The 17,079-nt window shown below is 48.1% G+C and carries 16 protein-coding genes; 11 read left to right on the top strand and 5 right to left on the bottom strand.

Translation table 11 applies throughout. The features are described 5' to 3' along the window. The first annotated feature begins 14 nt into the window (after nucleotides 1–14). A complete protein-coding gene (gene hemY / locus H9659_RS11705; RefSeq protein WP_191690698.1) occupies nucleotides 15–1,436 on the top strand; it encodes a protoporphyrinogen oxidase in 1,422 nt (473 codons plus the stop codon). Nucleotides 1,437–2,163: 727 nt separating this feature from the next. On the opposite strand, the gene yhfH is transcribed toward hemY, so the two are convergent. Then, a complete protein-coding gene (gene yhfH, locus H9659_RS11700) occupies nucleotides 2,164–2,286 on the bottom strand; it encodes a protein YhfH (RefSeq protein WP_081760271.1) in 123 nt (40 codons plus the stop codon). Nucleotides 2,287–2,591: 305 nt separating this feature from the next. Here yhfH and H9659_RS11695 point away from each other — a divergent pair, with 305 nt between their 5' ends. From H9659_RS11695 to H9659_RS11670, 6 genes are all read left to right on the top strand, one after another. Next, the gene (locus H9659_RS11695; protein ID WP_191690696.1) at nucleotides 2,592–3,584 is read left to right on the top strand and encodes a lipoate--protein ligase; all 993 of its coding nucleotides are present in this window, start codon (nucleotides 2,592–2,594) and stop codon (nucleotides 3,582–3,584) included. A gap of 120 nt (nucleotides 3,585–3,704) precedes the next feature. Beyond that, nucleotides 3,705–4,409 carry a response regulator transcription factor gene (locus tag H9659_RS11690; protein WP_191690694.1) on the top strand — a complete coding sequence of 235 codons (705 nt, stop codon included), beginning with the start codon at nucleotides 3,705–3,707 and terminating at the stop codon, nucleotides 4,407–4,409. Next, nucleotides 4,406–5,452: a sensor histidine kinase gene (locus H9659_RS11685; RefSeq protein WP_191690693.1), complete on the top strand. Its 1,047-nt coding sequence runs from the start codon at nucleotides 4,406–4,408 to the stop codon at nucleotides 5,450–5,452. The genes H9659_RS11690 and H9659_RS11685 overlap by 4 nt, the downstream gene beginning before the upstream one ends. Further along, nucleotides 5,406–6,185 (top strand): ABC transporter ATP-binding protein, encoded by a 780-nt coding sequence (locus tag H9659_RS11680; protein ID WP_191690691.1) that lies wholly within the window; start codon nucleotides 5,406–5,408, stop codon nucleotides 6,183–6,185. Before H9659_RS11685 ends, H9659_RS11680 begins: the two co-directional genes overlap by 47 nt. Further along, entirely contained in the window at nucleotides 6,157–8,091 is a 1,935-nt protein-coding gene (locus tag H9659_RS11675; protein ID WP_191690689.1) for an FtsX-like permease family protein, read from the top strand. Before H9659_RS11680 ends, H9659_RS11675 begins: the two co-directional genes overlap by 29 nt. A 148-nt stretch (nucleotides 8,092–8,239) precedes the next feature. Further along, nucleotides 8,240–9,793, top strand: coding sequence for a fatty acid--CoA ligase family protein (locus H9659_RS11670; protein WP_191690687.1), 1,554 nt, complete (start codon nucleotides 8,240–8,242; stop codon nucleotides 9,791–9,793). 91 nt (nucleotides 9,794–9,884) lie between these two features. Here the strand turns inward: H9659_RS11670 and H9659_RS11665 are convergent, their stop codons facing one another. Both H9659_RS11665 and H9659_RS15595 read right to left on the bottom strand, forming a co-directional pair. Next, the gene (locus H9659_RS11665; protein ID WP_191690685.1) at nucleotides 9,885–10,061 is read right to left on the bottom strand and encodes a hypothetical protein; all 177 of its coding nucleotides are present in this window, start codon (nucleotides 10,059–10,061) and stop codon (nucleotides 9,885–9,887) included. Between the two features lie 48 nt (nucleotides 10,062–10,109). Beyond that, entirely contained in the window at nucleotides 10,110–10,244 is a 135-nt protein-coding gene (locus H9659_RS15595) for a hypothetical protein (RefSeq protein ID WP_263618294.1), read from the bottom strand. A 243-nt stretch (nucleotides 10,245–10,487) separates the two neighbouring features. On the opposite strand from H9659_RS15595, the gene H9659_RS11660 reads away from it, so the two are divergent. Beyond that, on the top strand, nucleotides 10,488–12,197 hold the full coding sequence (locus H9659_RS11660; RefSeq protein ID WP_191690683.1) for a methyl-accepting chemotaxis protein: 1,710 nt from the start codon (nucleotides 10,488–10,490) through the stop codon (nucleotides 12,195–12,197). A gap of 107 nt (nucleotides 12,198–12,304) precedes the next feature. Next, nucleotides 12,305–14,284 carry a S9 family peptidase gene (locus H9659_RS11655; protein ID WP_191690681.1) on the top strand — a complete coding sequence of 660 codons (1,980 nt, stop codon included), beginning with the start codon at nucleotides 12,305–12,307 and terminating at the stop codon, nucleotides 14,282–14,284. Nucleotides 14,285–14,350: 66 nt separating this feature from the next. On the opposite strand, the gene H9659_RS11650 is transcribed toward H9659_RS11655, so the two are convergent. Further along, nucleotides 14,351–14,686, bottom strand: a complete 336-nt coding sequence (locus tag H9659_RS11650; protein ID WP_191690679.1) for a hypothetical protein — start codon at nucleotides 14,684–14,686, stop codon at nucleotides 14,351–14,353. A gap of 595 nt (nucleotides 14,687–15,281) precedes the next feature. Here H9659_RS11650 and H9659_RS11645 point away from each other — a divergent pair. Next, entirely contained in the window at nucleotides 15,282–15,581 is a 300-nt protein-coding gene (locus H9659_RS11645) for a late competence development ComFB family protein (RefSeq protein ID WP_191690677.1), read from the top strand. A gap of 45 nt (nucleotides 15,582–15,626) precedes the next feature. Here the strand turns inward: H9659_RS11645 and H9659_RS15680 are convergent, their stop codons facing one another. After that, nucleotides 15,627–16,436 (bottom strand): flagellin, encoded by an 810-nt coding sequence (locus tag H9659_RS15680; protein ID WP_191690675.1) that lies wholly within the window; start codon nucleotides 16,434–16,436, stop codon nucleotides 15,627–15,629. 121 nt (nucleotides 16,437–16,557) lie between these two features. Between H9659_RS15680 and H9659_RS11635 the strand changes: the two genes are divergently transcribed. Further along, complete coding sequence (locus H9659_RS11635) at nucleotides 16,558–16,944, top strand: flagellar protein FliS (RefSeq protein ID WP_191690673.1); 387 nt, start codon at nucleotides 16,558–16,560, stop codon at nucleotides 16,942–16,944. Nucleotides 16,945–17,079: the final 135 nt, after the last annotated feature.

Here is a 17,079-nt window from a genome sequence, read left to right as displayed (position 1 = left end):
GACGTGTGAAGGAAATGGACGAACAGCGTAAAAAGATTGTCATTGCGGGGGGCGGGATTACGGGGCTATCTGCGGCATTTTACATGCAGCAGCAAATCCGTGATCGGAATCTTCCTATCGACGTGATTCTTGTGGAAGCAACCAACCGGCTTGGTGGTAAGATCCAGACTGTCCGACGCAACGGCTATATTATAGAACGCGGTCCAGATTCCTTTTTGATACGGAAAAAAAGCATGGACCGTCTTGCAGGAGAGCTTGGCATCGCCGATCAGCTCGTGAAAAATGCAACGGGACAATCGTATGTATTATTGAACGATGAATTGCATCCCATTCCAGGCGGATCGATTATGGGAGTGCCAACAGAAATTGCTCCATTCCTAAAAAGCAACCTGTTTTCCTTAACAGGGAAACTGCGTGCAGCAGGGGACTTTTTCCTACCACGCTCTGACATTCAAGGCGATCAGTCGCTAGGTGCTTTTTTCCGCCGCCGTTTCGGGAACGAAGTCGTGAATAATCTCATTGAGCCCTTATTGTCTGGAGTCTATGCAGGGGATATTGACCATATGAGCATGGAATCGACATTCCCGCAATTTGTCAGTGTCGAAGAAAAACACCGTAGTCTTATTTTAGGCATGAAGAAAACGCAGCCGAAGCCGGAACAGCTGCCGAACAAAGGGCACGCTGCGAAGAAGGAAGGCGCGTTCCACACGTTCCGCAACGGACTTGAGACAATCGTGGAAGCTCTTGAAGAACAGCTGCCTGAGGTGAATTTTATCAAAGGCGTCCGGATCGAGAAAATCGAAAAAGAGGAAGAGCGGACATTTGTTACGCTCAACGAAGGCTCTGTTATTGAAGCGGATGCTGTCGTCCTGACAACGGGTCATGCGGTCGCTCGCCAATTATTCGAGCCGCACGGGATATTGCAGGAGTTAGAAGCGATTAAAACTTCATCCGTCGCGACGATAACGCTCGCGTTTCCCGAGAGTGCTGTTGTCCAAGATAAGGAAGGTACCGGATTCCTTGTCTCCCGCAGCGGTGACTACTCAATTACTGCGTGTACGTGGTTAAACCGGAAATGGCCGACAACGACACCTGACGGAAAAGTGTTGTTGCGTGCATTCGTCGGTCGGATCGGCGAAGAAGCGATTGTGGATTTACCGGACGATGAAATCGAGCAAATCGTGCTCAGTGATCTTCGGAAAATCTTCGAAATCAAGGAAGACCCGGAGTTCTCCATTGTCACACGCTGGAAAGATGACCGTCCGCAGTACCGGGTCGGTCACAAGAAACTCATCGCAGACGCAAAAGAACAATTGCGCAGGGCATTTCCTAACGTCGAGCTCGCAGGGGCATCTTACGAAGGCGTCGGCTTACCCGATTGCATCGATCAAGGCAAAGCCGCAGTGGACCGCGTAATTCAGCGATTGATTAAGTGAATTCAATAGTGAAATGGTACTCCTCACACGGCCTAATATTGGCATGTGTGAGGTCTTTTTACGTTGAGATTGTAATGGGCTTCTTTGCGATAGGATGGAAGAATCGGCTCCGGATTGGCATACGTGGGACGTTCACGATCATCGGAGGAGGAATGTCGTACACTTGGAAACGGTGGTCGATCACGCAGAGGGGATTCACCATCACTTAGAGAAGATTCTCCGACACATAGCGGAGTTTCTCGATAACGGGACATAATTCATCTAAGTAAAAGAGTTGATTAGTGTCGCTTCGCTTATTGAGTAGGCTGCCTCACTATGAGGGGCATAATCGGCATGCGTGGGACGTTCACGATCATCGGAGGAGGAATGTCGGACACTTGGAAACGGTTGTCGATCAGGCAGAAAGGATTCTCCGTCACTTAGAGAAGTTTCTCTAACACATAAGGAAGATTCTCCGACACATAGGGAAGTTTCTCGATAACCGGACACAATTCATCTAAGTAAAAGAGTTGATGAGTGTCGCTTCGCTTATTGAGTAGGCTACCTCGCTATGAGGGGTATATTCACCTGCATAAAAGAGTGGATGAGTGTCGCTTCGCTTGTTTACTAACAGCGGATTGTATCGGCTGAGCAATCCAGTGAATGACAAATTGAAAAACTGCCACAGAAGTCAGTATGCACTGACGTTCTGTGGCAGTCGTTCAATCTGAACTATATCAGCAGCTCGTTATTCTGAGCAGGATGGACATTTTGTTTGATAGCACTCATGTTGCTCTTCCATCTGTTCACCACAAGTAACACACTGTTTCGGAGGCAAATTCTTAAAAAATTCAACGACGTTTTCAATCATCTCTTATCCGCTCCATTCATTTTGTAGTAGTACTACCTTGGCTTGCGAAGGTTGTTATGCAACAGGAGGGGCAAAAAAATGTACTGCTCCGCTCCTTTGTACTAGCACTTCGGCTTGTTATACTTAGTGTATTATAACAGATGCACTTTTGTCAATCATTTTTGAATAATTTAGAAAAATGGTTCCATTTACATATGGCTGCTTTAACCATTTGGTCTAGGAAGAACTCGGGTACTCCTGCATCACGAAACGATTCAGCTTATGGTAGAATGGCAATATCAGCTTCATATAAAGGAGAGAGACCTATGCGTTTTGTAGATAACCAAGGGATTACCGATCCGCGGATTAACCTGGCGATTGAAGAATATGTCCTGAATACGATGGACACGGACGAGGATTCTTACTTGCTGTTCTATATCAACGAACCCTCCATCATTATCGGGAAGAACCAAAACACAGTGGAAGAAATTGATACAGAGTACGTCGATGCAAACGGTATCCATGTCGTCCGCAGGCTTTCCGGCGGCGGTGCGGTGTACCATGACAAAGGGAACTTGAACTTCAGCTTCATTACAAAAGATGATGGACAATCATTCCGCAATTTCAAAAAGTTCACAGAGCCTGTTGTGGAAGCACTTGCTAATATGGGGGTGAAAGCGGAATTGCTTGGACGCAACGACTTATTGGTCGATGGTAAAAAAGTTTCCGGAAATGCGCAGTTTGCTACGCAAGGGCGTATGTTCAGCCATGGGACGCTCATGTTCGATACGGAAATCGAGGAAGTCGTCAATGCGCTGCGAGTGAAAAAAGATAAGATCGAATCCAAGGGGATTAAATCGATCCGCAGTCGCGTGACGAATATTTCCGAGCATATGGACAAGAAGATGACGATTGAAGAGTTCCGGTTGGAGATTTTGAAATCGATCTTTGGCGGGGAAGAAAACATAGAATACAAAGAATTGACGGAAGAAGACTGGAAGAACATTCACCAATTGTCGGAAGAGCGCTACGGCAACTGGGATTGGAACTATGGCCGTTCGCCGAAATGTAACGTCCAGCACTCCCATCGATTCCCGGTCGGCAGCATAGATGTCCGACTGCAAGTTGAAAAAGGGACGATTCATGAAGTGCACATTTTCGGGGACTTCTTCGGAATCGGCAGTGTCACAGAGATTGAAGAACGACTTGTGAATTGCCAATACGACCGTGAGTCCATTACAGCTGCAGTGAGTACACTCGATATTCCGAAGCTGCTCGGTGGAATTACATTAGAAGAATTCGTGAATCTTATTTATTAACATCCAAACAGACTCCCTCTGCCCAATCGGCAAAGGGAGTCTGTTTTTCAACTGTGTGAACAAGGCGATTGAAGCGGATTTGCGGTATACTTAACCTACTTATGAAGGAGGCGCGGATGTATGGAGAAACATCGGATTTTTATCGTTGAAGATGATCGTAAAATCGCGGAACTGCTTGCAGATACACTGAGGAAGTACCAGTATGACGTAGCGGTAGCGGAGGATTTCGATCAAATAGCGGATGAATGTCTGTCGTTCGATCCGCATCTGATTTTGCTCGACATCAACTTGCCGACATATGATGGCTATTATTGGTGCCGTCAACTAAGAACGCAGACAACTTGCCCGATCTTATTCATCTCGGCACGTTCAGGTGACATGGACCAAGTGTTCGCGCTTGAAAATGGCGGCGATGATTTCATCACGAAACCATTCCATTATGACGTGGTTTTAGCGAAAATCAGAAGCCACTTACGCCGCTCATTTGGCGAGTATGCCCCTGCGCAATCAGAACGGATTGTGAAAGTGGGCACACTGACGTTATTTGCAGAACGGATGGAACTGCAGTCAGGCGTCAACGTTGTTCCCCTGCAGAAAAAGGAATGCATCATCTTGGAATTGCTGATGGAAGCAGCTCCCAAAGTGGTATCGAGAGAGACGCTCCTGGAAGAGCTATGGGATGATCAGTCGTTCGTGGATGAAAACACATTGAACGTCAACATTGCTCGTGTCCGTAAAAAACTGGCGGATTTTGATATCCTTTCGACAATCGACACGGTTCGCGGAGCAGGATACCGATTTGTATTGGCGACGGAAGAAGAATGAACAAGTACAAGCTATTCGTAAAAGAACACATTCCGTTTTTGTTGTTCCAGGTGGTGCTACTGTTATTCATCGTCCTCTTATTCTGGCTTGACGGGGCAAGGGACTGGGGCACAGCCCTCTATGCGATGATGATGGGCATCATGCTGACGATTGGGTACTTGTTTGCGAAATTCATCACACGGCGTTCTTTTTATGAAGTGTATGAACGGGAGCCGGGGCGCATGGAAGATGCATTGATCGGCCGCCCACAAACACCGGAACATCGGATGACGGCGCAGTATATGAGGAAATTGTACAAACTGTACCACAGTGATGTGCAAAAGCTCGATGCTGCACAACATCGGCAATTGCATTTCATTAACCAATGGGTGCATCAGATGAAAACACCGATTTCGGTCCTTGGGTTGCTCTTGCAGGAAGAGGAGATCGACCGGAAAAGTTTTCATGAAGAGTTGGATCGATTGCAGGACGGGCTGGACGCGGTACTTGTGAACGCACGGCTGGAGACGTTTGAAGATGATATGCGAATTGAACGGGTCGCGTTGGAAGATCTTGTCCGGCAAGTGGTTACAGAGCATAAGCGTTTGTTCATCACAAATGGTGTGTTTCCGGAAATCCATGTGGATCCAGGGTTTGTCGTCGCGACCGATCCGAAATGGCTGAAAATCATACTTGGACAATTCATCACCAACGCAGTGAAATATACGTTTGAAAAAGGGAAGAAAGTCTATGTGAATGCCAGCAAAACAGCTGAAGGCATTCAGTTGATCGTACAAGATGAAGGGATCGGGATTCCTGAGACCGATTTGAAACGAGTCACCCGAGCGTTTTTCACCGGTGAAAACGGGCGTAAAACCGGGGAATCGACTGGGATGGGATTGTATATCGCATCTGAAGTGAGCGGACGGCTCGGGCATATGCTGACAATCGAGTCGAAAGTGGACGAAGGGACAGCGGTATCCATGTTGTTCCTGAATGGAGAGGCGGTAGAAAACGATGGCACGAAAAATCGTCGAATTGACGGAAGTGACGAAAATCTATGAAGGCAAAGTGATGCACCGGGCGTTGAACCGTCTCGATTTTGAGGCGGAAGAAGGGGAATTCATCGCGATTATGGGTCCTTCTGGAAGTGGGAAGACGACATTGCTCAATCTGATTTCGACGATCGATTTGCCGACATATGGACGGCTTGCGGTGAATGGAATCGAACCGGAAACGCTGAATCAGAACGATCTTGCGTTATTCAGAAGACGGAATTTAGGGTTCGTCTTTCAGACCATCAACTTATTGCAAATGCTGACGGTGGAAGAGAACTTGGTATTGCCGCTGACACTCGATCGAGTGGCGGTGCCTGAGATGAAACGCAGAATTGCCAATCTTGCCGACAAATTGTCGTTGAACGAGATTTTATCCAGACGGCCTGATGAGCTATCGGGTGGTCAAGCTCAGCGAACTGCGGTCGGACGTGCGCTGATCCATGAGCCTGAGCTGATTCTGGCGGATGAACCGACAGGGAATCTGGACTCGAAATCCGCGCGGGACGTGTTGGAATTATTATCTCAAATCAATAAAACGGCAGGTACAACCATCATCATGGTGACACACGATCCTCTGGCCGCAAGTTATTGCGACCGTGTGTTATTCATCAAAGACGGTGAGTTTTTCAACGAATTGTACAAGGACGAACAGCGCCGGACATTTTTTCAGCAGATTTTGAACGTGCTGTCATTGCTCGGAGGGAACGTCAATGACCTTTCGTCAGTTCGCTTACCGTAACGTCGTCCGGAACCGTCGCATTTACGCCGCTTTTTTCATGGCGAGTGCGTTTTCAGTCATGGTATTTTTCTTGTATTCGATGTTGCTGTTCCACCCAGCGATGAAAGAAGGATTCGTCCAGGAAATTGCATCCACCGGTATGATGATTGCAGAATTCGTGTTGTTCATCTTCACGCTGTTCTTCTTGTTCTACTCGATGCGCGCATTTTTACAAGCTAGAACAAAAGAGTTCGGTGTGCTGCTGCTGCTAGGAATGGCACGAAGCCAGCTGCAGCGTCTGATTTTCCTGGAAACCATGCTGATTGGCGGAGTCGCCATCATTGTGGGGACATTTCTTGGATTTGTGTTCTCAAAATTCTTCTTGATGATTGTGAAAGAGCTCATTCAAGTTCCAACGTTGCAACTATACTTCACTTGGCAGCCGATTTTGCTGACAGTCGGCAGCTTCGCCAGTGTCTTTATCATCATTTCTCTGCTCGCCCCGATGTTCATCCGCACGGGGGAAGTGTACGACTTGCTGCAAGGGGAAACGGCGGAACAAGATGCGTATTCGACGTCGAAATGGCGTGCGCTCGCCGGGATTGTGTTGCTCACTGCAACGTATACGATGGCGGTGTATGCTACGAATACATATGTCATCCGTGTCATCTTTTTGTTGCCTGCAGCGGCCGTGATTGGCACGTATTTCTTCTTTAGTGATTCTTTACCGTATATGATTCAGCTATTCCGAACACGAAAACGCCTCTATTGGCGGCCGTTCTGGCTCTTGTCCCTATCTGAAGGAGTAGTCCGGTTGAAAGAGAACGCGCGTATGTTCTTCATCGTCACGATGGTTTCGACGCTTGCGTTCATGTCCGTCGGTTTACTTGCATCTCTCACCTCCTTTGCGAACCAATACCGGGAGATCAACCCGTTAGGACTCGTCTACAAGAGTTATCCAGGTAATGTGCTGGAGCAGATCCACGTGCGCGAGCTCACGAATGAGCTAAATGAAAAAGATATCGATTACAACGTCGTTGCATTCCGTGTGCTCGAACAAAAATCGTCATTCACCGATATGAACGTATCTATCGTTCGTTTGTCGAGCATGAACGCACTCGGTTATACGTTCGGTTATCCGGCAGTTGACGTAAAAGATGGGGAAGCGCTATTTTTGCCGCAATCCGTATCTTCCTATCATCAGTTGAAAGAGCGCACTGTCAAAACGTCATTGGAAAAAAGCGGTCTCAAGGTGACGATTTCAGGGGCTTATCCACATCAGCTATTTCCACCGAATGCAATCGGTGCCAATGCAATCATTGTTTCGGACGCGGATTTTGAACGGGTGTTGATGGGGGAAGACGGACCGGATTCCTCGTTATTCCGCTATTACGCATTCAATATCGCAGACTGGCAGCAGACGAAAGACATTGGCCGAGCGCTTCATGAAGACGAATTGCAGTCCATTCTACTGGGCGGGGAAACGGGAACGCTGTTTTCATTCGGCAATCCGGGTCTAAACTATTCCATCATCCGAACGACGTTTTCACTGCTGTTATTTATGGGATTAATGCTCGCCGCAGTGTTGTTTCTCGCTGCAGGCAGTTTCGTCTATTTCCGTTTGTATACGACACTTGACAGAGACCGCAGACAGTTTGACGTACTGCGGCGCATGGGCATTACGGAAAATGAGTTGAAAAAGATTGTGAACCGACAGTTGCTGCCACAGTTCTTCATCCCGTGGGGAGTTGCGTTCGTTCATAGCGCGTTTGCATTCCTCGCATTGCAAGTCATTTGGGATGCACTTGCAGAAATATCGATCGTGAAAGAATTGACGATCGTATTAGGTGGATTCGCACTCTTGCAAATCTCGTATTTCTATCTAATTCGTTGGCGGTACCTTTCGCATATTCGGACACCGGACTAATCTCCGGTGTCTTTTATTATTACGGAAAAACAGTTTGAAGTTAAAAAGTCTTAAAATAAAGGCTATTGAATTATTTAAATTTTTCTTATATACTAATAGTTGATGGTAATGAATGACTATTCATTCAACTACGAAAGGTGGTAAACCGATGAATTTGGTAGAAAGAGTCCGGGCAACCGCTAAGTCACAGCCTGGAAAAACAGCTTATCATTTCACAGGTAAGGATACATCGTACGCAGAATTCGACCAATCAGTCGCATTATTTGCATCCGCTTTACAAGACTTAGGAGTAAACAAAGGCGATCATGTCGCGTTGCTACTTGGGAATACGCCACATTTTCTCATATCGCTCTATGCGACCATGCGGTTAGGTGCAACAGCGATTCCTGTCAATCCAATCTACTCGCCGGATGAAATTTCATACATTTTGCAAGATAGTGATGCAAAAATGGTGATTGCCCTTGAACAGTTACTGCCACTCGTGGAAGCAGCATCTGTCCAACTGCCAGTGATAGAACATTATATTGTGTGTGAGACAACGGACGAGACAAGTGAAAAAGTGGAGGCATTATCCGCACGCGCGAAAGCGAAAACACATCTGTTTACACAAGTGCTCAGAAGCGGAAAGCCGGATATGGAACCGGTTGAAGTGGATGAAAATGAAACCGCTATCATTTTGTATACGTCCGGAACGACAGGACGTCCAAAAGGTGCCATGCTGACGCATAGGAATTTATATTCTAACGCAAGTGACGTAGGGGAGTATCTCGGGTTTTCGTCTGAAGATCGGGTCATTGCGACGTTGCCAGTGTTCCATGTATTCGCACTGACTGTTGTTGTCAATGCACCACTCGTCAAGGGGGCCACAATTGTCCTCATGCCGAGATTCAGCCCGGCAGAAGTGTTCAAAGCGGTGAAGGAACAGCAAGCGACCATCTTTGCAGGGGTACCGACGATGTATAACTTCATGGTGCAATATCCGGAAGCGACACAAGAAGACTTCTCGTCCATCCGGCTCGCGATTTCGGGAGGGGCATCCCTGCCAGTTGCACTGCTTGAAAACTTTGAAAAGAAATTCCAAGTGAAAGTCTCTGAAGGCTACGGGTTGTCGGAAGCGTCACCGGTGACGTGTTTCAATCCACTGGATCGGGAACGGGTTCCAGGTTCGATCGGAACGTCCATCTTGAATGTGAAGAACAAAGTGGTCGATGAACTGGGGGATGAAGTGCCTGTCGGACAAGTCGGCGAGCTCATCATCCAAGGCGACAATGTCATGAAAGGCTACTACAAAATGCCTGAAGAGTCCGCGGCTGCTCTTCGTGACGGATGGCTGTACACGGGGGACCTCGCGCGCAAAGACGAAGACGGCTATTTCTACATCGTCGATCGCAAGAAAGACTTGATCATTGTAGGAGGGTACAACGTCTATCCTCGTGAAGTGGAAGAAGTGTTGTTCACACATCGCGACCTTGTCGAAGCAGCAGTGCTCGGCGTACCTGATCCCGATTTCGGGGAAGAGGTGCTTGCATATGTGGTCGCAAAAGAAGGCGTGGATGTGACGGAACAGCAGCTGATCGAGTTCTGTGAGAAGCGCCTCGCAAAGTACAAAGTCCCAAAACGCATCGAGTTTTTGGATGAACTTCCGAAGAATACAACCGGGAAGATCCTGCGTCGTTCTTTGAAGGATTACGTAAAAGTTTAAGGGAATGGGGACTAACAAAGGGGGCGCATTTGCGTTCTCTTTTTTTGTACGCAAAGACGGGCCTGCCCTCTCGTTCTAGCGCTTGACCCGCTCATTTCGTCGAGGTACTCGCCCGTTCTGGCGTTCGACCCGCTCGTTTCGTCGAGGTACCCGCCCGTTCTAGCGTTCGACCCGCCCGTTTCGTCGAGGTACCCGCCCGTTCTGGCATTTGACCCGCTCGTTTCGTCGAGGCACCCGCTCGTTCTGGCATTTGACCCGCTCGTTTCACATCGAGGCACCCGCCCGTTCTGGCGCATGACCCGCTCGTTTCGTCGAGTCACCCGCCCGTTCTGGCGCTCGACCCGCTCATTTCACATCGAGGCACCCGCCCGTTCTCGTGCTCGCCCCGCCCCGCCCATTCCCGCGGCAAGCCACCTTCTTGAACCCATACCCAAGCTCGCGACCAATCCATCTTACCAATATCCCAAACCAAACCTAATTGGTGAGCTCCGCTTCGCTGCGCATTCAGGGACGGAAATTGTTGGAATTTAAACTCTTTGAGGGAATCGGTTCATTACCCTCAGTTAAGCGCTCAATCCTCCGCCACCCACCCCCTGCATTGCATAAACATTAAAGTTCATACACCTGTCAAAACCCATGTCATCGGTGTCGATATACACGATATACACTGAAACCAGGGAAAAAGGGGTGCCTCATGAAAAAGTCGGTTAGAGGGAAATTGAATGTTGTGTTTGGTAGTATTCTGGTCTTGATTCTGGTGCTTGGCAGTATCGGGGTGTTCAGCTCGTATAAGCTGAATGACAACACAAAGGCTATCAATGAAGGGGTTCTTCCGAAGATTCAATTCAACAACGACCTTGAACAGACTGTGCAGCAAATGCTCAGTAATATGCAGCGGCATCTTGTGTCGAAAGATCGACCTTTTGAAGAGAAATATGAAGAGGCCATCCGTGCAAACCAAGAACAACTGAAGGCGACAGAATCTGCTTATAAGAAAGCGCTCCCGTCAGATGAACGGCCAGCATTCGACGCGGTACAAGCTCAACTTGATAAATACAACAGTCAAATCGATGACTTGCTCCGGATGAGCGCAGCTGGAAACAAGCAGGACGCCATTCAAAACTCCTATGAAACTGGCATAACAATCGATGAGATCAGAGGGGACCTTCTCGAACTGGAGAAAGCACATAAGAAAGAGCTGAATGCAATTGAAGAAGAAGGAAAAGCATTGTACTTAAGTGTTTTGATCACCATGATTGCTGGTGCGATCCTTGCACTTATCTTCGCGGGAATCGGAATCCGCTATTTGCAAAATAGAATACAAAAACCGATCACGATCATTACGAATCGGATGACCGACATGGCGGCAGGGAAGTTGACACCGGAACCTTTATTAGTGGGAGATCCGGATGAAATCGGACAGCTCACCAAAGACGCAAACACGCTTTCCGACAACTTATATCGAATCATTTCCGAATTACAGACGTCGATTTCGACAATCGCATCGACATCAGGCCAATTGACGGCTAGTGCGGATGAAACCGCGCAGGCATCGACACAAATCACAGAAGACATTGTCGACATTTCGGAAGGTTCATCCGAACAAATGGAACATACCAACTCGACGACATCGATTGTCGCTGAGATTACGCAAGGCATGGATCAGACTGCGACCGCTATCCATAAAGTGTCGGATTTAGCGATTTCGACGACAGAAGAAACGCAAAACGGGGCATCGATCATGGATCAGACGGTCCGGAAAATCGAGGGAATTCAACAATCAACGGACCATACGGCAAGTGTGGTTTACCAACTCTCCAAGAAGTCTGAGGCAATCGGCAGTATCGTCGCTCTGATTACGAATGTTGCCGGTCAGACGAATTTGCTGGCGTTGAATGCTTCGATTGAAGCCGCGCGTGCGGGGGAGCATGGGAAAGGATTCGCGGTTGTTGCAGGAGAAGTGGGAAGTTTGGCGGCGGAGTCTGCGAAGGCGGCAAGTGAGATCAACCGTTTGATCGAAGAGATTCAGAAGGAAGTGACGGGTGTGCAGCAGGCGACTCAGGTAACGAAGTCGGATGTTGCTGTGGGATTGACGCTTGCGAATCGGTCAGGTGAACGTTTCCGTGAAATTGCGGAGATGATCAGCGAAGTGTCGGCACAGACGGAAGAGGTATCGGCGATCAGCGAAGAGATTAGTGCGAGTACGCATACGATGAAGGCGCTTGTTGGACAGGTGGCGCAGTTGTCGGAGAAATCCGAGGAGAGTGCGCAGAATATCGTGGCGGCTGCAGAAGAGCAGAATGCGACGATGGAGGAAATTTCTGCGAGTGCGCATGTGCTGAGTGAGATGGCAGAGTCGTTGAAGACGATGATTGATGTGTTTGAGCTGGAGACGGGGAAGTGAGAAAGCAGCTGGATGTTGATTCACACTAAATCTTCATGAAATTTCACAAGAATAAAAGGGAAAGTGTTCCGGGTGTCGAAATAGATGACATTAGGGGAGGAATGACAATGACAGCAAAACAGACGGTTCAACAAGAAGACTTGTTTAAATTGAAGTCGGTGACGAATCCGGTATTGGCGCCGGATTCCTCAGAAGCAGTATTTGTTGTGACACAGATCGATAAAGAAGAGAACATATATCATGCGCATTTGCATCACCTCGACGTGAACACAGGGAACTCCACGCAATGGACGTATGGGAAAGAGCGTGTTTCCCAGCCCAAATGGTCACCGGACGGGAGTCAGTTGGCGTTTTTGTCGACGCGGGATGACAAGAACCAACTATATGTCATGCATTCAACGGGCGGGGAAGCGCGCAAGTTGACGGACTATCAGAATGGTGTGGGCAGCTTCTTGTGGTCGCCATGCGGGACGAAAATCTGGCTAACGAGCACTGTAATAGACGGAAAAACGTTTACAGATAAAGAAGAGAAAGACGAAAAGAAGCAGCCTGAAGCGCTTCGCGTCACGACGATGAAATATAAAGCCGATGGAGCAGGTTTTGTGAAAAACGACCGGCATTCACAAATTGGATGCCTCGATCTTGAAAGCGAAGAAATCACCGCGTTCACAGAAGATCCTTTCCATCATTCGCTCCAAGCAGTCTCCCATTGTGGCAAAAAACTCGTCATCGGTGTCAACCGGGCGGAAAACAACGATTTCGACTTCCGTCAGCCGTTGGTGCTTGTTGATGTGGAAACAAAAGAGGAAACTGTACTGGTCGATGAGCAAGGTTATTTTGGCGGTGCTGCGTTCTCTAGAGATGATCGCTATATTGCTTATGGAGGATCAGATCGGACGTTTGAAAACGCTACGCACTCTGCGTTGTACGTCTATGACTGCGAAAACAAGACGACGCTTAATCTGACAGAAGCCCTCGATGCACCAGTTGGGGACGCAGTCGTTGCGGATCATCAGCAAGGACCGAATCCACCTGAAGCTGTCTGGACGGAAGGTAATTACTTGTACTTCCAAGTGACCACGATGGGCGATGTACGCCTTTACTTTGCAGATTTGGATGGGAGTCTGTATCCAGCGTCCCCGGAGTCGGAGCATGTCTACGATTATGACGTTGCGAAAAATGGCCAGTTCGCACTTGCTGCAATCAGTGATCCGGTGAACCCCGGTGAACTGTATCGCCTCGACATAGCGACAGGTGAACGAAAAGCACTGACTTCTTTCAATGAAACCTATGTGGCAGATACGATTCTCGTAAAGCCGGACACGATTCAGCTGGAAGGCGCTGGAGGTTTTGACATCCATGGCTGGCTCATGAAACCTGCGAATTACAAGGAAGGCAGTAAGTATCCACTTGTTGTCAACATCCACGGGGGTCCGCACGCGATGTATGGCAACTCATTCTTCCACGAAATGCAAGTACTTGCAGCCCAAGGATGGGGAGTTTTGTATGTCAATCCACGGGGCAGCCACGGGTATAGCCAAGCATTCGTGGACGCAGTACGCGGAGATTATGGCGGTGGCGATTACCAGGATATTATGGATGCGCTTGACGACGTTCTTGAACAGCAGGACTGGATCGATAAGGACCGACTTGGCGTAACAGGGGGCAGTTACGGCGGCTTCATGACGAATTGGATCGTCGGACATACGGATCGCTTTAAAGCGGCGGTAACACAACGATCCATCTCCAACTGGATCAGTTTCTTCGGTGTATCGGATATCGGATACTACTTCAGCGATTGGCAGATCAAAGCGGATATGACCGATGTCGACACACTATGGAAGCATTCACCATTGAAATACGCAGAACATGTGAAGACACCACTGCTCATCCTTCATTCCGAAAATGACTTGCGCTGTCCGATTGAACAAGCGGAACAGCTCTACATCACTCTTAAGAGTATGCACAAAGAAACCGAGTTTGTGCGGTTCCCGGAAGCTGACCATAATTTGTCCCGCACTGGAAAACCGAACTTGAGGATTACACGGTTGAATGAGCTGACAGGTTGGTTCGAAAAGTATTTGTGACATAAGGAAAACGCCTGTCCCGGGGGAGGGGACAGGCGTTTTGAAATGAGGAGGGGAAGAAAGAGGTTAGCGTGAGCAGCATTCTCCAACAACGGGTGCGGAGTCTTCGGCTGCATCGATTGCGATGCCTGCTCTGATTTTCTTGACAACTGCGTCTTCGATACAACAAACGCCTTTTAACACATCAGCGAGTGCTCTGTCGAATTCGATTTTTTCACAAGGCGTCGTATCATTTTCGTTGAACTCGCGGAACTTTTCTACTTCTTCGAACAAAAGTAGAGTAACTGCGAATTCTGTCAGCAATGCAGAAACGATAGTGATCTCACCTAATGTGACACGAGGATTATTGAGAGATTCAGCTGCTACTGCTTGAAGTTGATTAAGCATTTTAGCGTGGTCCATGTTCATTCACCTCCTTTAAATGGGATGCGTCCGGACAATGTTAGGTTATGTCGCTAATTTTACGAGAGTTGGACAACCGTCCGTGGACAAACTTCTCAAGTTGCTGTGGATGTGTTACGAACGACATATCGAGGAAAGGGATTTTGCTAGTCCGTACATGATTAGTATATGTCGCTGTCGTTACGAGAGTTGGACAACTATCCGTGGACAAACTTCTCAAATTGTTATCGATATTAACAAGTGGAAATGTTCGATTTGAGCGGCGACCATCGTCCGAACATTACTACTATATGCAGCTCGATCATCGGCAATTGGACAAGCGTCCGGGGCCAACTGTCTTCTTGAGACAATATACTGATATGAGTAGGTTTCAAGCATGTTTCATCCGAACACATCTACTATATTCCGGCGCTGGATTGGAGAATGGACAGACGTCTGTGGACAAACTTCTTACGGGACTAGGAATTTTAGCAAAACAAAAGCGATTGCAACTATTTAGGAAATATTGTAAGATGAATGTATATGAAAACTGTCCAGACTTTTCGAGATTCCCTGAAGGCTTGGATAGCAATATGGAGTTGTGAAGGGGATCCGAATGGAGGAAAACGCAGTGGGAGTCCACAATGTAATGGAAGATGTCGTTCGAGATACCTTATTGTCCTATAAGAACAATATGAATCTAGCGTGTGATTGTGAGCAATGCCTGAGTGACATTTCGGCACTCGCTCTTAATGAATTGCCGCCACGATACATCGCAAATTCAAAGTACAGTCCGTATGTCCGTGCGTCCCATGAAGCAGATCATCAAGGAATCACCACCATCATAGCCGTCATCGCAAAATCGGCAGCACTCGTATCCGAGAGCCCGCGCTGTGAGACGTTTGTGAACAAATAAGAGCAAAAAAACACCGAAGCGTATTTCAGCTTCGGTGTTTTGGTTTCATTTCAACAATCCTAGAGATTCCTGCAACGTGCTATTCACATGTTTGATCAGCAGCTCATCGCCTTTTTTCCGGATGTCCGCGCCGACGAAGTCCATCATCTCTCTTGCCATATCGGCGTCTTCCAATAAGGATAGCGACTTATTCAAATTCACTTCAAAAACGCCAGCATTCGATAAATGATGCTCGAGAGATTCCATTTGCGCACCGATTTTCGCTAAATAGCCTGTTACCGTTCCGAGCGCGTCATCGATCGTACTGATCAATTTCTCTGCATTCTCTTGAGTCGCTAATGTCGCTCCACTCAGACCGATCGCATCCGTATGGACGTCAAATAAGCTGATCTTCATGTGCTGTGCAGCATTCCCACCGACTTGAAGCGTCAACTCCGAATTTTCTCCAAGAATCTTTTTTGTATTGAATTCGAGTTTATCCGCTGTATCATCGATTGCTGCAAAAATCTGTTCCAATTCCAATCCGCTTGCAACACGATCTGCATCCGTAAACGTTCCATTCGCAGACTGGACCGCCAATTCACGCGCCCGCTGCAGCAATCCGTTCACGTTGTTCATCCCTTCGTTCGAAGATTCCAGAACAGACAACCCGTCCTGCATATTGCGCTGAGCTTGCGAAATCCCCCGGATCTGAGCACGCATCGTCTCAGAAATCGCTGACCCTGCTGCGTTGTCAGCACTCGTTGCAATTTTCAATCCTGACCCTAAATGGCGCAATGACTTTTCGATCTGCTTGTCATTCCGCACACCGCGATTCGCCGCCATTTGAATTTGTTCGTGGCTGTTTATCCGCACGTGGTTCACCTCGTCTATGTAAATAATCGCTTCCTGCGTTATATCGACCGAAAGTCATGAAATTCAATGCGATCTTGCCGATATACCTATTAGAAAAGAAACTGGAATGGAGGCGGAGTGGATGATCACTGTCAAACAAGCAGTCACAGCTTACCGCAAAATGAATGCTACATCACTGCCGCCACTAACCGCGGTATGCCAAGCACTTGCAGCGATCGACGAGCAATTGGATGCTTCTCTTCACCATCTCGGACAAAATGACGAACGGTGGCGGGATGGACTGTTGCACGCCCAACAATTGATGTTCGAATTAATGGCGATGACCGATGCAACCTCCATAGAAGGGGAACGTCTCCTCACCCTTTACATCTATGCCAATCAAACCTTAGTGACTGCTTCGCTCAAAGCGGACGCGGACGCTGTCTCGGAAGTCCAGGTGATTGTGAGGAACCTGCATACGGATTGGCAGCATGCACAGAAGAAGCAAGTTATGCCGACGTATATTTGAAAGCTGCCCGAGTCTTTGGCGGCTTTTTTGTATGGAGGGGAAATGAGCGGGTGCGGAAGGGAAACGAGCGGGTGCAGAGGGGAAACGGGCGGGTGCGGAGGGGAAACGAGCGGGTGCAGAGGGGAAACGGGCGGG

The organism is Sporosarcina gallistercoris (assembly GCF_014836415.1).
Taxonomy (GTDB): domain Bacteria; phylum Bacillota; class Bacilli; order Bacillales_A; family Planococcaceae; genus Sporosarcina; species Sporosarcina gallistercoris.
The sequence above is the reverse complement of the archived record's forward strand: the minus strand, read 5'-3'. Positions and strand labels throughout refer to the sequence as shown.

Excerpts from the sequence above, each read along its gene's own strand:
- H9659_RS11685 (WP_191690693.1), top strand. The coding sequence starts at position 4,406 with ATGAACAAGTACAAGCTATTCGTAAAAGAACACATTCCGTTTTTGTTG.
- H9659_RS11690 (WP_191690694.1), top strand. The coding sequence starts at position 3,705 with ATGGAGAAACATCGGATTTTTATCGTTGAAGATGATCGTAAAATCGCG.
- yhfH (WP_081760271.1), bottom strand. The coding sequence starts at position 2,286 with ATGATTGAAAACGTCGTTGAATTTTTTAAGAATTTGCCTCCGAAACAG.
- H9659_RS11660 (WP_191690683.1), top strand. The coding sequence starts at position 10,488 with ATGAAAAAGTCGGTTAGAGGGAAATTGAATGTTGTGTTTGGTAGTATT.
- H9659_RS11650 (WP_191690679.1), bottom strand. The coding sequence starts at position 14,686 with ATGGACCACGCTAAAATGCTTAATCAACTTCAAGCAGTAGCAGCTGAA.
- H9659_RS11675 (WP_191690689.1), top strand. The coding sequence starts at position 6,157 with ATGACCTTTCGTCAGTTCGCTTACCGTAACGTCGTCCGGAACCGTCGC.
- hemY (WP_191690698.1), top strand. The coding sequence starts at position 15 with ATGGACGAACAGCGTAAAAAGATTGTCATTGCGGGGGGCGGGATTACG.
- H9659_RS11635 (WP_191690673.1), top strand. The coding sequence starts at position 16,558 with ATGATCACTGTCAAACAAGCAGTCACAGCTTACCGCAAAATGAATGCT.
- H9659_RS11670 (WP_191690687.1), top strand. The coding sequence starts at position 8,240 with ATGAATTTGGTAGAAAGAGTCCGGGCAACCGCTAAGTCACAGCCTGGA.
- H9659_RS11645 (WP_191690677.1), top strand. The coding sequence starts at position 15,282 with ATGGAGGAAAACGCAGTGGGAGTCCACAATGTAATGGAAGATGTCGTT.
- H9659_RS11655 (WP_191690681.1), top strand. The coding sequence starts at position 12,305 with ATGACAGCAAAACAGACGGTTCAACAAGAAGACTTGTTTAAATTGAAG.
- H9659_RS11680 (WP_191690691.1), top strand. The coding sequence starts at position 5,406 with ATGGCACGAAAAATCGTCGAATTGACGGAAGTGACGAAAATCTATGAA.
- H9659_RS15595 (WP_263618294.1), bottom strand. The coding sequence starts at position 10,244 with ATGGATTGGTCGCGAGCTTGGGTATGGGTTCAAGAAGGTGGCTTGCCG.
- H9659_RS11695 (WP_191690696.1), top strand. The coding sequence starts at position 2,592 with ATGCGTTTTGTAGATAACCAAGGGATTACCGATCCGCGGATTAACCTG.